The 12,711-nt window shown below is 71.5% G+C and carries 13 protein-coding genes and 2 pseudogenes; 11 read left to right on the forward strand and 4 right to left on the reverse strand.

The annotated features are described in order from the left end of the window. From VJ976_RS02545 to VJ976_RS02565, 5 genes and pseudogenes are all read left to right on the forward strand, one after another. Positions 1-755, forward strand: a pseudogene (locus tag VJ976_RS02545) (cell division protein FtsH); the annotation flags it as partial. 67 nt (positions 756-822) lie between these two features. Further along, positions 823-1,404, forward strand: coding sequence for a GTP cyclohydrolase I FolE (gene folE / locus VJ976_RS02550; protein WP_324098551.1), 582 nt, complete (start codon positions 823-825; stop codon positions 1,402-1,404). 16 nt (positions 1,405-1,420) lie between these two features. Continuing rightward, positions 1,421-2,209, forward strand: coding sequence for a dihydropteroate synthase (gene folP, locus VJ976_RS02555; protein ID WP_414693556.1), 789 nt, complete (start codon positions 1,421-1,423; stop codon positions 2,207-2,209). Further along, complete coding sequence (gene folK, locus VJ976_RS02560; RefSeq protein ID WP_324098541.1) at positions 2,202-3,077, forward strand: 2-amino-4-hydroxy-6-hydroxymethyldihydropteridine diphosphokinase; 876 nt, start codon at positions 2,202-2,204, stop codon at positions 3,075-3,077. The genes folP and folK overlap by 8 nt, the downstream gene beginning before the upstream one ends. After that, complete coding sequence (locus VJ976_RS02565; RefSeq protein ID WP_324098542.1) at positions 3,074-3,586, forward strand: DUF3180 domain-containing protein; 513 nt, start codon at positions 3,074-3,076, stop codon at positions 3,584-3,586. The genes folK and VJ976_RS02565 overlap by 4 nt, the downstream gene beginning before the upstream one ends. 16 nt (positions 3,587-3,602) lie before the next feature. Here VJ976_RS02565 and VJ976_RS02570 read toward each other — a convergent pair whose 3' ends face one another. Beyond that, positions 3,603-4,793 (reverse strand): NADH-quinone oxidoreductase subunit D, encoded by a 1,191-nt coding sequence (locus tag VJ976_RS02570; RefSeq protein WP_324098543.1) that lies wholly within the window; start codon positions 4,791-4,793, stop codon positions 3,603-3,605. Further along, the gene (locus tag VJ976_RS02575) at positions 4,790-5,770 is read right to left on the reverse strand and encodes an SAM-dependent methyltransferase (protein ID WP_324098544.1); all 981 of its coding nucleotides are present in this window, start codon (positions 5,768-5,770) and stop codon (positions 4,790-4,792) included. Before VJ976_RS02575 ends, VJ976_RS02570 begins: the two co-directional genes overlap by 4 nt. 54 nt (positions 5,771-5,824) lie before the next feature. On the opposite strand from VJ976_RS02575, the gene VJ976_RS02580 reads away from it, so the two are divergent. From VJ976_RS02580 to VJ976_RS02605, 6 genes are all read left to right on the forward strand, one after another. Then, entirely contained in the window at positions 5,825-6,949 is a 1,125-nt protein-coding gene (locus tag VJ976_RS02580; protein ID WP_324098545.1) for a calcium/sodium antiporter, read from the forward strand. Between the two features lie 51 nt (positions 6,950-7,000). Continuing rightward, the gene (locus VJ976_RS02585; RefSeq protein WP_324098546.1) at positions 7,001-8,563 is read left to right on the forward strand and encodes a DNA-3-methyladenine glycosylase 2 family protein; all 1,563 of its coding nucleotides are present in this window, start codon (positions 7,001-7,003) and stop codon (positions 8,561-8,563) included. A 2-nt stretch (positions 8,564-8,565) separates the two neighbouring features. Then, a complete protein-coding gene (locus VJ976_RS02590) occupies positions 8,566-9,072 on the forward strand; it encodes a methylated-DNA--[protein]-cysteine S-methyltransferase (RefSeq protein WP_324098547.1) in 507 nt (168 codons plus the stop codon). A gap of 68 nt (positions 9,073-9,140) precedes the next feature. After that, positions 9,141-10,592 (forward strand): lysine--tRNA ligase, encoded by a 1,452-nt coding sequence (lysS, locus tag VJ976_RS02595; protein ID WP_324098552.1) that lies wholly within the window; start codon positions 9,141-9,143, stop codon positions 10,590-10,592. A gap of 1 nt (position 10,593) precedes the next feature. Beyond that, positions 10,594-10,803: a hypothetical protein gene (locus tag VJ976_RS02600; RefSeq protein WP_324098548.1), complete on the forward strand. Its 210-nt coding sequence runs from the start codon at positions 10,594-10,596 to the stop codon at positions 10,801-10,803. Between the two features lie 102 nt (positions 10,804-10,905). Beyond that, on the forward strand, positions 10,906-11,241 hold the full coding sequence (locus VJ976_RS02605) for an Lsr2 family protein (protein ID WP_324098549.1): 336 nt from the start codon (positions 10,906-10,908) through the stop codon (positions 11,239-11,241). Between the two features lie 121 nt (positions 11,242-11,362). Here the strand turns inward: VJ976_RS02605 and ligD are convergent, their stop codons facing one another. Next, positions 11,363-12,238, reverse strand: a complete 876-nt coding sequence (gene ligD, locus VJ976_RS02610; RefSeq protein WP_324098550.1) for a non-homologous end-joining DNA ligase — start codon at positions 12,236-12,238, stop codon at positions 11,363-11,365. Beyond that, positions 12,231-12,711, reverse strand: a pseudogene (locus VJ976_RS02615) (DNA ligase); the annotation flags it as partial. The gene ligD and the pseudogene VJ976_RS02615, both read right to left, overlap by 8 nt.

A 12,711-nucleotide genomic window follows, 5' to 3' on the forward strand; every position in this document is an offset into this window, starting at 1 on the left:
CCAAGGAGAAGAAGATCACCGCCTACCACGAGGGCGGGCACGCGCTCGTGGCCGCGGCGATGCGCCACACCGACCCGGTCAGCAAGATCACGATTCTGCCGCGCGGCCGGGCCCTGGGCTACACGATGGTGCTGCCGGCCGACGACAAGTACTCGACAACCCGCAACGAGCTGCTCGACCAGCTCGCCTACGCGCTCGGCGGCCGGGTCGCCGAGGAGATCATCTTCCACGACCCCACCACCGGGGCAGCGAACGACATCGAGAAGGCCACCGGGCTTGCCCGCAAGATGGTGACCCAGTTCGGCATGAGCGAGCGGGTCGGGGCCGTGAAGCTGGGACAGGGCTCCTCCGAGGTGTTCCTCGGCAAGGACATGGGTCACGAGCGGGACTACTCCGAGGACCTGGCGGGAGTGGTGGACCGCGAGGTCCGGCGTCTCATCGAGGCCGCGCACGACGAGGCGTGGCACGCTCTGAACGACAACCGCGACCTGCTGGACCACCTCGTGCTCGAGCTGCTGGAGAAGGAGACGCTCAACGCCGAGGCGTTGGCCGAGCTCTTCGCCGACGTCGTCAAGCGCCCCCACCGCCCCGTGTGGCTGTCCAGCGACGAGCGGGGGGTGCACGAGCGTGGCCCGGTGCTCACCGAGGCCGAGCGCCGCGGCATGTCCAACGGGCATCACGCGCCGCAGGAGCACCCCGCCTCCCAGGTGGTCCCGGTCCCCGAAGGCGGCCATGTCGACCCCGGCCGCCTCTGACTCCGGCCGCGCCGAGCTCGCCGGCGCCACCACGCTGCCCGAGCTCTCCGACCGGCCTCCCGGCACCATGCCGCACGCGGCGGTGGACCACGCCCGGATCGAGGCCGCCGTGCGCGAGATCCTCGTCGCCGTCGGGGAGGACCCTGATCGGGACGGCCTGGTGGACACCCCGGCTCGCGTCGCCCGGTCCTACGCGGAGATGTTCGCCGGACTCAGCCAGTCGCCCGCCGCAGTGCTGGAGACGACGTTCGACGTGGAGCACGAGGAGCTCATCCTGGTCCGCGACATCGAGGTCTACAGCGTCTGCGAGCACCATCTGGTGCCGTTCCACGGCGTGGCTCACGTGGGCTACATCCCCGGCCCCGACGGCCGGATCACCGGGCTGTCGAAGCTGGCGCGACTGGTCGACGTGTACGCCCGGCGCCCCCAGGTGCAGGAGCGGCTGACCACGGAGGTCGCGGAGGCGCTCGAGGAGCACCTGCATCCGCGAGGGGTCATCGTGGTCATCGAGGCCGAGCACCTGTGTATGTCGATGCGGGGCGTCCGCCGGCCCGGGGCGCGCACCATCACCTCGGCGGTGCGGGGCCAGCTGCGCGCCGGGGCCACGCGGGCGGAGGCGATGAGCCTCGCCCTGGCTCGCCGGGTGTGAACCGGTGACCTCGATCATGGGGGTGCTGAACGTCACCCCCGACTCCTTCAGCGACGGCGGCCGATGGCAGGCCACGGAAGCAGCGGTGGCCCACGGGATCCATCTGGTCGAGCAGGGGGCCGATCTCGTCGACGTCGGTGGCGAGTCGACGCGGCCCGGTGCGCAGCGTGTCAGCGAGGCCGAGGAGCTCCGACGGGTCGTGCCGGTCGTCGCGCAGCTGCGCGAGCGCGGCGTTCCCGTGTCGGTGGACACGATGCGCGCCTCGGTGGCCGCAGCCGCAGTCGAGGCCGGCGCGGAGATGGTCAACGACGTCTCCGGGGGACTCGCCGACCCCGACATGGCCGAGACGGTGGCCCGTGCCAGAGTTCCCTACATCGCCATGCACTGGCGGGGCCACTCTGCGCAGATGGACGCCGCGGCTCAGTATCGCGACGTGGTCACCGAGGTGGTCCAGCATCTTCACCAGCGGGTGGAACAGCTCTGCGCCGAGGGTCTGTCCCGCGACCAGATCATCGTCGACCCGGGGTTCGGGTTCGCCAAGGACGCCTCGCACAACTGGGCCCTGCTGGCCGGCCTCGGTCGGGTGGTCGCCCTCGGGCACCGCGTCCTGGTGGGCACCTCGCGCAAGCGGTTCCTCGGGCGGCTGCCGCGCGTGCGCACCGAGCTCGCCGCAGCCGATCGTGACCCCGCGACCGCGGCCACGAGCCTGCTCTGTGCCCAGGCCGGGGTCTGGGCGGTGCGGGTCCACGACGTGCCCAGCACCGCCCAGGCGCTCGGCGTCTGGGATCGAGCCCAGCGTGGCTGACACCATCGCCCTGCGGGGCGTGCAGGCGTTCGGCCGGCACGGGGTCCTGCCCGTCGAGCGCGAGCACGGTCAGGACTTCCTCGTCGACGTGGTGATGCAGGTCGATGCCGCCGCGGCCGCGGCCACTGACGACGTCGCCGACACGGTCGACTACAGCCAGGTGGCAGCCACCGTGGTGCGGCTGGTGAGCGGGCCGGCGCATCAGCTCATCGAGACCCTCGCCGCCGAGATCGCCGACACGGTCCAGCTCGAGCACGAGGAGGTGCAGGAGGTCTCGGTCACCGTGCACAAGCCCGCGGCCCCGGTCGGAGTGCCCTTCGAGGACGTCGCGGTCACGGTGCGCCGGCGCCGTGACCTGCCGGTGGTCATCGCCCTCGGGGCCAACCAGGGCAGGGCGGCCCGCACGGTGCGAGACGCCGTCCGCGAGCTGGCGGACGTCCCCGGTCTGAGGGGGGTGCGGGCCTCGGAGCTGTTCCTCACCGTCCCGGTCGGGGGCCCCGAGCAGGATGACTACGTCAACGCCGTCGCGCTGGCGCGCACCTCGTTGCCCCCTCGTGTGCTGCTGTCCCGGCTGCACGAGATCGAGCAGCGCCACGGCCGGGTGCGTGGCGTGCGGTGGGGACCGCGCACCCTGGACCTGGACCTCATCCAGTACGGCGACCCGCGTGCGGGCAGCGAGGTCCGCCGGGAGGAGCACGGCTTGAGCCTGCCGCATCCGCGCGCGGTGGAGCGCGCCTTCGTTCTCGTGCCCTGGCACGACGTCGACCCGGCGGCGAGCCTGTCGACCGGCAGCGAGCTGGTCGCGCTGTCCGATCTGGTCGACACCCTCGACACCACCGGCGTGCGGCCGCGAGGCATCGAGGCGTGAAGACACCCCAGGACGGGATCAGCATCGCCGCGGGTGGGCTGTTCGCCGCAGTGAGCACGGTGCTCGGCTGGCTCGCCCTGCTGGCCTGGCGCACCACCGGGCACGAGTACCCTCAGCTGCCTTGGCTCGCCCTCGTCCCCATGGCGCTGTACGTCGTCCTCGTGCTGGCGGCCGCGTGGCGGGTCAGACAGTACGTGCGAACCCCGCAACGGCACGCCGGGGGCCGGCGCATGCCCACCCCGCAGCAGGCGCGGGGGACTCTGGTGGCCGCCCAGGCCGGGGCCTTGGGCGGGGCCATCCTGTTCGGCTTCTACCTGGCCAACGCCGTCGTGCACCTCTCGACGCTGGACGTGCCCTCGGTCCGCGGGCTGTTCGTGCGGGCGCTGGTGAGCGCCGTCGCGGCGGTCTGCGTGAGCGCCGCCGGATACGTGGGACAGAGCTGGTGCCGACTGCCCGAGGACGAGGACGACGACCCGTCGCCCGGGCACGACGGCGTGGCCTACGGGTGAGTCGTGGCCGGGCGTCCTACTTGTCGATGTCTCCGACCACGAAGAACGTCGAGCCGAGGATGGCCACCATGTCGGCGACCAACGTGCCCGGAAGCAGCTCGGTCAGCACCTGGACGTTGTTGAACGAGGCCGAACGCAGCTTCAGGCGCCACGGCACCTTGTCGCCCCGGCTCACCAGGTAGTAGCCGTTGAGGCCCAGGGGGCTCTCGGTGGCGAGGTAGCGCTCTCCCGCGGGCACCTTGAGGGTCTTCGGCAGCTTGACGTTGATGGGGCCTTCCGGCATGTCGCGCAGCACGTCGACGCACCACTCGGCGAGGTCGAGGCTGACGTGCACCTGCTCGAGCAGCACCTCCAGCCGGGCCAGCGCGTCGCCGGCGGTGCGGGTGACCACCCGGCCCGGGCCGCCGCTGGTGAACAGGTGGGAGTAGGCCAGGTAGGGGTCGTCCCGCCGTAGGTCCAGGTCGACCCCGCTGGCCCTGGCGATCGGACCGCTGACCCCGTAGGCGATCGCGGTAGCCGGGTCGAGCACCCCCACGCCGCGCGTCCTGGCCTGCAGGATCTCGTTGCCGACCAGCATCGACTCGAGGTCGGGCAAGCGGGCACGCACCGCCTCGACCGCCGCCTGGACGTGCTCCAGCCACTGCGGGGGCAGATCGTGCCGGAGCCCGCCGACCTGGGCCACCATGTAGTGCATCCGGCCACCGGAGATCTCCTCCATGACGGCCTGGAGCTCCTCGCGCTCCCGGAAGGCGTAGAAGACCGGGGTGATCGCGCCGAGCTCCAGCGGGAAGGAGCCCAGGAACATGAGGTGGTTCAGCACCCGGTTCAGCTCCGCCAGGAGGGTACGAGCCCAGGTGGCACGCGTCGGCACCTCCATCTCCAGCATCGCCTCCACGGTCAGCGCGACGCCGATCTCGTTGCTGAACGCGGACAGCCAGTCGTGCCGGTTGGCCAGGACCATGATCTGGCGGTAGTCGCGCACCTCGAAGAGCTTCTCCGCCCCCCGGTGCATGTAGCCCACGATGGGCTCGGCGGCGACGATCCGCTCTCCGTCCGCGGTGATCCGCAGCCTCAGCACGCCATGGGTCGCCGGATGCTGCGGCCCGATGTTCAGCACCATCTCCGTGGTGCTCAGCCCGGCTGCGCCGACCGCGACCTCCAGGGGTCGGACCTGCGTCGAGTCACCGGGGGGGTCCGGACGGCTCATCGGGCCAACCTAGCGGGTGGCTCGGTGAGGACCCACCAGAAGTCGCCCAACCCGCCGCGGCGGCACAGCTCGCCCCAGGCCGCCTGCTCGGCGACCTGCTGCAGGTAGGCCGCCGGCTGTGGGCGAGCCAGCTCGGCGTCCAGCGGTGGGGGGTCGAGGAGGTCGGGCAGCATCTCTCGCTGGCGTGCCCACCTCACGCCACCCTCGCCGCAGGAGGCCACCAGGGCGTCGATGGCCACGTGGGCGGTCAGGTCCATCGAGCCGTTCGGCACGGCCGGCAGCATCCCCCCGTCCCGGTAGCCCACCAAGGTGCCCTGGGGAGGTCGCTCGCCCTGGTGGTGGCCGTAGTCCACCACCAGCACCGAGCAGTCGCGCACACTCCGGCGCAGCGCAGCCAGCGCTCGCTCACGGGCCAACCCGACCTCGGCGATCTCGGTGTCTGCGTCGGCCCACGCCTCCAGCCAGGCGCGCTCCTCCTCCCGCACCGGGTGAGGCCACGACTCCTCGCCGGTGCTGACGTTGACGTGCCCGGCGCGCCACACCCCGAACAGGTCGCGCCGCGCCACGGTCGTCGGCACCACGTCGAGCCACTCGTGGGCGACCACGAGCGCGCCGGTGAGTCCGTCCAGCTCCGGTGGCAGGTCCTCGCCTCCCGGGCTCACCCACCACTGCACCGAGGCCGGCAGGTCCGGCGGTGCCGCCACCACATCGACCCCGACGGCGCGCAGGTGCGGTGCCGCCCGGGCGAGATGGGCGATGAGCTCACCCCGGCCCGCGCCCAGGTCGACCACGGTCGTGCGACCCAGCCGGGTGGCCAGGGCCGCGAGCGCCCGCGCCATCACGGCGCCTGCGTGCGGAATCCCGGCCACCGAGGTACTGAAGTGACCCGCGGGCCCGTCACGGCGTCGGTAGAAGCCGTGCGGGCCGTAGAGGGCCTGCTGCCACGCGCGGGGCCAGGGCAGGCAGAGCCGCGTCATGCCTCTGATCCTCGCAGGTGACCGCCCTTGCAGGGCCGCGCCTAGACTCCCGGTGTGGATCTGGTCTCGGTGCTGCAGGTGCTGGGGGGCCTGGCACTGCTCGTGGCCGGTGGCGAGGTCCTGGTCCGCGGCGCGTCGGCCTTGGCCGTGGACGTCGGCATCTCGCCACTGGTCGTCGGCCTGACCGTGGTCTCGGTCGCGACCTCCGCGCCCGAGCTGGCGGTGACCACCAGCGCGGTGTTCACCGGCGAGAGCGACCTGGCCCTGGGCAACGTCGTCGGCAGCAACATCGCCAACATCCTGCTCATCCTCGGTGTGAGCGCCGTGGTGCTGCCGCTCGCGGTGCGCCGGCAGCTGGTCCGGGTCGACGTGCCGTTCCTCATCGGCTTCGGGCTCCTGCTGGTCCTGCTCACCTCGGACGGCGACATCAGCACCCTCGACGGCGGGATCCTGCTGGCCGTCTGGGTGGGGCACACTCTGCTGAGCGTCTGGCTGTCCAAGAGGGGCGACATCCCGGCGGATGCCGTCGAGGAGGAGCCCCCGAACGTCTCCGCTCCGGTGGCGCTCGTGCTCGTGGTGGTGGGAGTCGCGCTTCTGGTCGGGGGGTCGAACCTGCTCGTCACCGGTGCGGTCGCCATTGCCGGCGCGCTGGGGATCAGCAGTCTGGTCATCGGGCTCACGGTGGTGGCCATCGGCACCTCGCTACCCGAGCTCGTGGCCTCGTTGGCTGCGGTGCGCAAGGGTGAGACCGACCTGGCCGTCGGCAACGCCATCGGTAGCTGTCTGGCCAACATCGGCCTCGTGCTGGGGGTGCCGGCGCTGGCGAAGCCCGGTGGCCTGCCGGTGCCGGCCGCAGCCTTCTCGGTCGACCTGCCGCTGATGGTGGCGGCCAGCGCCGCCCTCCTGCCCGTGGTCTACACCGGTGGGCGGATCGCCCGCCGCGAGGGCCTGCTCTTCGTCGCGCTGTACGTCTCCTACACCGCCTACCTCGTCCTGGACGCCAGCGGTCGCGAGGCCGAGGAGGGCTTCAGCCTCGTCATGGTGGTGCTCGTGCTGCCGCTCGTCGGGGTGACCCTGCTGGTGCTGGCCGGACGCGAGCGCGCTGAGAGACGGCGTCGGCGGCAGGGGCACGCCGCCTCGGACTCGTCGAGCCCCGCCAGCGATCGGGGCTCGGACTAGGATGTCGGATTCCTGCCAGCCGGGGGCGGGCAGAGGCGGCACACTGGACGCATGAGACTCGACACCGCGGGCCAGATGGCCGCCGTGCGCAGTCGTGACCCACGCTTCGACGGCTGCTTCTACCTCGGGGTGCGAAGCACCGGGATCTACTGCCGGCCCAGCTGCCCGGCCCGCGTGCCGCTGGAGGCGAACATGCGCTTCTACGCCAGTGCCGCAGCGGCCCAGGGGGCCGGATACCGCGCGTGCAAGCGCTGCCGGCCGGACTCGACCCCCGGCTCCGCCCTCTGGCACCACCGCGGCGACACCGTCGCGCGAGCGATGCGCCTCATCGCCGACGGCGTCGTGGACCGGGAAGGCGTTGCCGGCCTGGCCGCCCGGGTGGGCTACAGCACTCGCCAGGTCGAACGCGTCCTCGCGCACGAGGTGGGGGCCGGGCCTCTGGCTCTGGCTCGGGCCCAGCGCGCGCAGACCGCCCGGGTGCTCATCGAGACGACGAGCCTGCCGATGTCCGAGGTCGCCCACGCGGCCGGGTTCGCCAGCATCCGCTCGTTCAACGACACCGTCCTGGCCGTCTACGCCAGCACCCCCACGGCGCTGCGGGCCAGCGCCGACGCCCGGCGCGGGCGGGGCGCCCGCGCCGCGGGCTCCGTCGTGGCCGGCCCGGTGACAGCAGCGCAACGACTTCACCTCAAGCTGCCCTACCGCGCCCCGTTGCACGCCCACAGCCTCTTCGGACATCTGGCGGCCACGGCGGTTCCCGGTGTCGAAGAGTGGGTCGACGGTGGTTTCGCCCGGTCCGCCCGGCTGACCCACGGGACGGTATGGGTCCATCTGAAGCCGGCCGGGGACCACGTCGCCGCCTCGCTGAGCCTGCAGGACGTGCGGGATGTGGCCGCCGCCGTGGAACGCTGCCGCCGACTGCTGGACCTCGACGCCGATCCGCACGCCTCGCAGGCTCATCTGGCTCAGGACCCCCTCCTCGCGCCCCTGTTGGCCCAGCGCCCCGGTGTCCGGATCCCGGGAGCGATGGACGGTGGAGAGATGGCCCTGCGGATCGTGCTGAGCCAGCACGTCTCGACCGCGGCGGCCGGCACCCTCATGGCAAAGGTGGTGCGCACCCTGGGCGAGCGGCTGCCCCCGGTCCCGGGAAGCACGGTGGGCTGGCTGTTCCCCTCGCCCGCGGAAGTCGCGGACGCGGACCCGGCCCTCCTCCCCGGTATGCCGCAGACGCGGCTGCGCACCCTGCGGGCCGTGGCGGCCGCCTTGGCCGACGGCTCGCTCTCTCTGCACCCCGGAGCCGACCGCGACCAGGTGCGCCGGGACCTGCTGGCTCTCCCCGGGGTAGGGCCGTGGACCGCCGAGATGATGGCGCTGCGCTGCCTCAACGACCCGGACGCCTTTCCGGCCACCGACCTCGGGGTGCGTCGCACCGCGGCCGCGGTCGGGCTCGGGGAGCACGCGGCCGACCTGATGTCCCGGAGCCAGCGCTGGCGACCCTGGCGCGCCTACGTGACCCAGGCGCTCTGGGCCGCCAGCAACCACTCGGCAGCACGGATGCCGGCCTCGGCGGCCGTCGCTGAGCGGCCACCACACATCGGCGAGACGAAGGGATGACCATGACGCGGTACTGGCACGAGATGGACACCGACCTCTGCGCTCTGAGGCTGGTCAGCGACGGCCGCGCGCTGGTCGGCCTCTACTTCCCCCAGCACAGATACGTGAGCGCCGAGCAGCCCGGGCTCCGGCTCGGGGCGGACGAGCTCGAGCGTGATCCGGTGCTGCGCCAGGCGCGGTCTCAGCTCACGGAGTACTTCGCGGGGCAGCGCCGCGAGTTCGACCTCCCCTTGGCGCCGAGCGGCACCCCCTTCCAGCATCGGGTGTGGGCTGCCCTGAGCCGGATCCCCTACGCGACGACCGAGACCTATGGCGAGCTCGCCCGCGTGATCGGCTCGCGCGGCGCCGCCCGTGCCGTGGGCATGGCCAACGGTCGCAACCCCCTGTCGATCATCGTGCCGTGCCACCGCGTCATCGGCAGCGACGGCTCGCTCACCGGATACGGCGGGGGAGAGGCGAACAAGCGTGCACTGCTCGACCTGGAGGCGAGGTACGCACAGTCCGCCTGATCACCCCCGGTACGCTGCAGGGCGTGAGCGAGCCGCCCCTGTCTGGTCCCGACGACCTGCCGGAACAGATGCGCGTCCGGCAGGCCAAGCGTGACCAGCTGGTGGCCGAGGGAGTGACGCCCTACCCCGTCACGGTGCCCACCACTCATTCCCTGGCTCAGGTCCGCGCCGACTGGGGCCACCTGGCGGCGGGGGCCGAGAGCGGTGCAGAGGTCGCCGTCGCCGGGCGGGTGATCTTCGTCCGCAACACCGGCAAGCTCTGCTTCGCCACTCTCCAAGCGGGCGACGGCACCCAGCTGCAGGTGATGCTCAGCGCGGCGGTCGTCGGGGCCGACGACCTGGGTCGCTGGAAGTCGCTGGTGGACCTGGGGGACCACGTCTTCGTCCGGGGCGAGGTCATCGCGAGCCGCCGGGGCGAGCTGTCCGTGATGGCTGACTCGTGGCGCATGGCCAGCAAGGCGCTGAGACCCCTGCCCGTGCTGCACAAGGAGCTGTCGGAGGAGCAGCGCGTCCGGCGCCGCTACGTCGACCTCATCGTGCGGCCGGAGGCCAGACAGATGGTGCGTGACCGCGCCGCGGTGACCCGGGCCATCCGGGAGGTCATGCACGCGCGGGGCTACCTCGAGGTCGAGACCCCGACCCTGCAGACCGTGCACGGCGGGGCCAACGCGCGACCGTTCATCACGCATCTCAACGCGTTCGACCTGCCGGTGACCCTGCGGATCGCGCTGGAGCTGCATCTCAAGCGGGCCGTGGTCGGTGGGATCGACCGGGTCTACGAGATCGGACGCATCTTCCGCAACGAGGGCATCGACTCCTCGCACAGTCCCGAGTTCACCATGCTGGAGGCTTACGAGGCCTACGGCGACCAGGAGAGCATGGCCGAGCTCACCCGCGAGCTGGTCCTGGCCGCCGCCGATGCTCTCGGCTCGCGCCAGGTCGCGCATGAGCAGGAGACGATCGACCTTGACGCACCATGGTCCTGGTTGCCCTTCTACGACGGGCTCTCGGTGGCTCTGGGAGAGAATGTGAGCACCTCGACCGGCTCGGATCGATTGCGCGAGCTGGGCAAGGAGCATGGATTGGACCTGGATGACGACTTCGGGCCACAGAAAATGGCCATGGAGCTCTTTGAAGCGCTGGTGGAACCCGGCCTTATTCAGCCGACGTTTGTGTGCGACTACCCCGCCATCGCGCAGCCCTTGGCGCGTCCACACCGATCCTCGCCGGGGCTGATCGAGGCGTGGGACCTCATCATCGGCGGCACAGAACGCGCGACCGCCTTTAGCGAATTGATCGACCCTCAGATTCAGCGGCAGCGGCTGGTGGAGCAGTCGGCCGCCGCGGCTGCCGGGGACGAGGAGGCCATGGCCATCGACGAGGACTTCCTCCAGGCCCTCGAGCAGGGAGCGCCGCCGATGGGCGGCCTGGGCTTGGGCATCGACCGGGTCATGATGCTGCTCACAGGGGCGGGTATCCGGGAGACGATCCTGTTTCCCTTTGTCAGGCCGCAGGTGTGAGGTGGACCTCTTGGCGAGCACCTGGGGCATCGTGGCCGCCTTGTTGCCCACGGTCGGACTGCTCTACCTCTTCTGGGTGATCATGAAGCACATCATCGAGGGTGACCGTCGAGAGCGTGCGGCGCAACGGGTTTGGGAGGCCGAGGAAGACGCAGCACGAGCGGCGAATCCGGAATCCCCGGGCGCGGCCGAGGACACAAACGAACACTAGCCATTCAATGTTGTCTTTCTCGCTATTTCGGGGTTAATATCAGCGTGGTGATCCGATCCGTGTCCGGATCACATCCCCCGATGAAGCAAGAGGTACAATTTCATGGCTCAACGAGTACAAGTCATTCTCGAGGATGACGTCGACGGTAGCGAAGCCACGGAGACAGTGGAGTTCTCACTCGACGGTGTCAGTTATGAGATCGACCTGAGTGACGGCAACGCCGCCCAGCTGCGTAACGACTTCGCCCGTTGGGTGGGGCAGGCGCGACGCTCCGGTGGCCGTCGTCAGACCCGTCGTCGCAACGGCGGTTCAGGTGGTGGCTCATCCCGTGAGGAGCTGGCCAAGATCCGTGAGTGGGGTCGGGCCAACGGCTACCAGGTCAGTGACCGTGGCCGCGTCTCCCAAGACGTCCAGGAGGCGTACGCCGCGGCCCACTGAGGTCGCGACGACGGTTCCGCACAGGCCCTGGCCACCCGCACGGTGGCCGGGGCCTGTGCATGTCCTCGGCCGCCTCACCGGACCGAGCCGCGCGCGCTCGGTCCCCAGGTGTCTCGCCGCGCTACAGGTAGCTCGCCACCTGGTGGATGTCGACCTGTTCCAGGGGCGTGCGCCCGTGCGCGCCGTCCTCGACTTCCCCCCAGGACCGTGGGGTGGCCACCGTCGGGTGCTCCCGGCCCCGCAGCGACCACGGGCAGATGGTGGTCTTGGCCGCCACGTTCTGTGACCAGTCCAGGAAGACCTTGCCTCGGCGCAGCTCGCGCTTCATCTGCCACACCACGAGATGAGGATGGCTCGAGGTGAGGTGCTGGGCCAGCGACTTGGCCACCGCGCTCACCTCGGCCGCCTCGCGCTCACCCTCCAGCTGGGCGTACAGCTGCATGCCCTTGCTGCCGCTGGTCACCGGCGTGAGCTCCAGCCCCGTGCCCTGGATGTGCTCGCGCACCAGCAGAGCAACCTGGGCACACTGCGTCAACCCCGTGCCCGGCCCCGGGTCGAGGTCGACCACCATGCGGTCGGGGCGTTGGGGTGCCCCGTGTTCGTCGACCCGCCACTGCGGGACGTGCAGCTCCAGCGACCCGAGGTTGACCAGGTAGACCAGCGCGGCCAGGTCCTCGACCAGGGGGTAGGTGACCTCAGCGCCGTCCGAGCGCGAGCCGTAGCCACGCCCGCCGATGGTGACCCGGTCCAGCCAGGCGGGGGCGCCGCTGGGCAGGTTCTTCTCGAAGAAGTGGTCCGCTGCCACCCCGTTCGGCCACCGGATCCGGGTCAGCGGCCGCTGCTGCAGGTGGGGCAGCAGACGGTCGGCCACGGCCACGTAATGAGCCAGGACGTCCGACTTGGTGGTGCCGGTCCGCGGGTAGAGCACCTTGTCCAGATGCGTGACCCGGATCTCGCGTCCGGCTACCCGCAGACGCTGCGCCGCAGCCTCATCCATCCGCCAGCTCCTCGACACCGAGGTCGGGGCGAGGGCGGACGAAGGAGGGCTGGCGCAGGCGCCCGCCGGCGGTCAGGCCCAACGAACGGACGTCGATGACCAGCTCCGGGCGCACCCAGGTGGTGCCGTGCGCGTCGGTAGGCGGCATCTCGGAGGTGAACGGGCAGTCCGCGCTCGGACACCCCGCGACCGCCTCGGCCAGCGCGGCCCCTGCTCGTCCGGCGAGCCCGCTGCCCACACGCCCCCGGTAGTGCAGTCCTGCGGGCGGTCTGCCGGTCGGGACACCGACCAGCACGGCACCCAGTCGCGAGGAGCCGACCTCGGGACGCCAGCCGCCCACGACGTAGGACTCGGTCGCGCGGTGGGGGTACTTCAACCAGTCGGCGCTGCGGGTCCCGGGCCGGTACACCGAGCTGCGCCGCTTGGAGACCACCCCCTCCAGGCCCTCGGTGCGGGTGGCCGACCACAGAGAC

Origin of the sequence: Ornithinimicrobium sp., assembly GCF_035267225.1 — a bacterium.
GTDB lineage: Bacteria > Actinomycetota > Actinomycetes > Actinomycetales > Dermatophilaceae > Ornithinicoccus.